The organism is Pseudomonas sp. A25(2017) (genome assembly GCF_002001065.1).
Lineage (GTDB): Bacteria > Pseudomonadota > Gammaproteobacteria > Pseudomonadales > Pseudomonadaceae > Aquipseudomonas > Aquipseudomonas kilonensis.
In genome coordinates this window covers 1-2,658 of the sequence record NZ_MUOA01000131.1, presented here as the reverse complement: position 1 = coordinate 2,658, position 2,658 = coordinate 1, and the positions used below count along the sequence as shown (strand labels likewise).

Annotated in this window: 2 protein-coding genes and 1 pseudogene; 2 read left to right on the top strand and 1 reads right to left on the bottom strand. The window is 60.5% G+C overall.

Annotated features, from left to right (window positions below):
- Both B0E42_RS28690 and B0E42_RS28685 read left to right on the top strand, forming a co-directional pair.
- Positions 1-1,689 (top strand): 3-hydroxyacyl-CoA dehydrogenase family protein (locus tag B0E42_RS28690; protein WP_077508690.1); only part of this gene is annotated, 1,689 nt, incomplete at its 5' end.
- Between the two features lie 89 nt (positions 1,690-1,778).
- Positions 1,779-2,513: an amidotransferase gene (locus B0E42_RS28685; protein WP_053180890.1), complete on the top strand. Its 735-nt coding sequence runs from the start codon at positions 1,779-1,781 to the stop codon at positions 2,511-2,513.
- A gap of 49 nt (positions 2,514-2,562) precedes the next feature.
- Here the strand turns inward: B0E42_RS28685 and B0E42_RS31625 are convergent.
- Positions 2,563-2,658 (bottom strand): annotated as a pseudogene (locus B0E42_RS31625) (IS110 family transposase); the annotation flags it as partial.

Sequence of the window (2,658 nt, the reverse complement as noted above, 5' to 3'; positions counted from 1 at the left end):
GTGCGGATGGTGCGCCTGCTCGGTTTGGAAAAGGCCTTGCCGTATCTGCTCGAGGGCAAGAAGGTCAATGCGCAACAAGCGCTGCAGGCCGGTTTGATCGATGAGCTGGCGAAGGATCGTGACGAACTGCTGGCCAAATCCCGGGCCTGGATTCTTGCCAACCCCAGCGTCATCCAACCCTGGGATGCAAAGGGCTATCGACTGCCGGGCGGCACGCCGTCTGACCCGAAAGTTGCGCAAATGCTGGCTATCGCCCCTTCGATCCTGCGCAACAAGACCCAGGGTTGCCTGCCAGCACCGGAGAAAATCCTCTGCGCAGCGGTGGAGGGTGCCCAGGTAGATTTCGACACCGCGCACCTGATCGAAACCCGTTACTTCACCGAACTGACCACCGGCCAGGTGGCGAAGAATCTGATGGGTACCTTCTGGTTCCAGCTCAACGAGATCAAGGCCGGTGGTTCTCGCCCACAGGGTTTTGCGCCTTATCTGACGAAAAAAGTCGGCGTGCTCGGCGCGGGCATGATGGGGGCGGGTATCGCCTATGTCAGCGCCGTGGCCGGCATCGCAGTGGTACTCAAGGATGTCGATCTGGCGGCGGCCGAGAAGGGCAAGGCCCGTTCGGCGGCGTTGCTGGATAAAAAGATCGCCCGCGGCCAACTCACCGCCGAGCAGCGCGAAGCCACGCTGGCGCGGATTCACACCACCGACAGCAACGCCGACCTGGCCGGCTGCGACCTGATCATCGAAGCGGTGTTTGAAGATCGCGCCCTGAAAGCCAGAGTGTCGGCCGCCGCCCAGGCGGTGGTGGGCGATGATGCGGTGATCGCTTCCAACACCTCGACCTTGCCCATCACCGGCCTGGCCATGGCTGTGCCAGACCCGACGAAGTTCATCGGCCTGCACTTCTTCAGCCCGGTGGAGAAAATGCCTTTGGTGGAGATCATCAAGGGCGCGCGCACCAGTGACGCGACCCTGGCCCGGGGGGTCGATTTTGTCCAGCAGATCAGCAAGACGCCGATTGTGGTCAACGACAGTCGCGGCTTCTTTACGTCGCGTGTATTCGGCACTTTTACCAACGAGGGCATCGCCATGCTCGGCGAGGGCGTGAGTGCGCCGATGATCGAGACCGAAGCGCGCAAGGCCGGCATGCCGGTCGGGCCTCTGGCGATCGCTGACGAAGTTTCCCTCAGCCTGATGAGCCATATCCGCGCGCAAACCGCCAAGGACCTGCGCGCAGAAGGGAAAGCGCCGAGTGAGCACCCGGCGTTCGCCGTGATTGACTTGTTGCTCAACGAATACAAGCGACCGGGCAAGGCCGCCGGTGCCGGTTTCTATGAATACCCGGCCGATGGGCAAAAGTATCTGTGGCCGGCGCTCAAAAGCCGCTTCGAGGAAGCCGACGGGCAGATTTCCCCGCAGGATATCCGTGATCGCCTGCTGTTCATCCAGGCCCTGGAAACCGTGCGCTGCGTGGAGGAGGGGGTGCTGACTTCGACGGCCGACGCCAACGTCGGCTCGATCTTCGGTATTGGCTTCGCCGCCTGGACCGGTGGTGCGCTGCAGTTCATCAACCAATACGGCCTGCAAGACTTTATTGGTCGCGCCCAGTATCTGGCCGAGCAATATGGCGAGCGCTTCTCACCGCCGGCCTTGTTGTTGGAGAAGGCCGCCCGCCACGAACTGTTCTGACAGACCCGGGAAGGGGCTTGCCTTGGGACGGTGTTTCAGGGCAGGCTCTGAGGTGTGCAATATTCCCATCATCGTGTCAGGTATTTTTTATGTCGCTACGCATCTGCATTCTGGAAACCGATATCCTGCGTCCGGAACTGGTCGACCAATATCAGGGTTACGGGCAGATGTTCCAGCGCCTGTTTTCGCAGCAGCCCATCGCGGCCGAATTCGTCGTGTACAACGTGATGGACGGGCATTACCCCAGCGATGACGAGCAGTTCGACGCTTATCTGGTGACCGGCAGCAAGGCTGATTCCTTCGGCACCGACCCCTGGATTCAAACCCTCAAGACCTACCTGCTGGAGCGCTATCAGCGCGGCGATAAATTGCTCGGTGTGTGCTTTGGTCACCAGCTGTTGGCGTTGTTGCTGGGCGGTAAGACTGAACGCGCCACCCAAGGCTGGGGCGTCGGTACCCATCGCTACAAACTCGCCGCCAAGGCGCCTTGGATGAGCCCGGTGATGGAAGAATTGACCTTGCTGATCAGCCATCAAGACCAGGTCACCGAACTGCCCGAAAGCGCGACCGTCATCGCCTCCAGCGATTTCTGCCCATTCGCCGCCTACCACATCAACGACCAGGTGCTGTGCTTCCAGGGGCACCCAGAGTTCATCCACGATTATTCCCGGGCCTTGCTGGAGATTCGCCAGCAGCACCTCGGCGAGCAGATCTATAGCCAGGGTGTGGCGAGCCTTGCCCACGAGCACCACGGCACCACGGTGGCGGAGTGGATGATGCGTTTTGTCGCCCACAAGCCGCAGGTCGAAACCAGCCAAGGCTAAAGATCACCACATCTCTAATGTGGGAGATTCTATGGTACGGGGCTACCCCTTAAATGCCTTTCGGTAAGTATTCGCTCTGGTTCTTCAGCAGGGCGAATACCACTCGGGCAAGCTTGCGGGCCAGTGCCACTAATGCTTCGGTTGT

What these genes read in the sequence shown, in the direction of transcription:
- B0E42_RS28685 (WP_053180890.1), top strand. Translation starts at nt 1,779, where the DNA reads ATGTCGCTACGCATCTGCATTCTGGAAACCGATATCCTGCGTCCGGAA.